The sequence below is a fragment of the Pseudomonas sp. EA_65y_Pfl1_P113 genome (assembly GCF_963970525.1).
Lineage (GTDB): Bacteria > Pseudomonadota > Gammaproteobacteria > Pseudomonadales > Pseudomonadaceae > Aquipseudomonas > Aquipseudomonas tritici.
Window position 1 is genome coordinate 1 of sequence record NZ_CAXAQM010000495.1, and the last position, 469, is coordinate 469.

A 469-nucleotide genomic window follows, 5' to 3' on the forward strand; every position below is an offset into this window, starting at 1 on the left:
CAATTTGCCTTCGGAGCCGACCAGCAACGCTTCATGCGCGAAAGCCGGCGCGGCGACACCCATCGCCTCGAACATCTGCAATTGCAGCGCGGTGTTGGAGACATGGTCTTCACCGCGCACGACATGGGTGATGCCCATTTCGGCATCGTCGATCGCCGAGGGGAGCATATACAGCCACGATCCATCGGCGCGGCGGATCACCGGGTCGCTCATCGTTGCCGCATCGAATTTCTGGGGACCGCGAATCAAATCGTCCCAGAGGATCGGCGTGTCATGGTCGAGCTTGAAGCGCCAATGCGGAGCGATGCCATCGGCTTCCAGTCTGGCGCGGTCGGCGTCCGACAAAGCCAGCGCCGCGCGGTCATAGATGGGTGGCAGGCCGCGCCCGGCGGCGATCTTGCGCTTGAGGTCGAGTTCTTGGGCGGTTTCATAGGCCGGATAGACCCGGCCCGCCGCGCGCAACGCGGCA

Annotated in this window: 1 protein-coding gene; it reads right to left on the bottom strand. The window is 64.2% G+C overall.

The annotated features are described in order from the left end of the window. The coding region (locus tag AACY52_RS30745) for a glutamate--tRNA ligase family protein (protein WP_339561453.1) at positions 1 to 469 on the bottom strand (469 nt) is incomplete at both ends.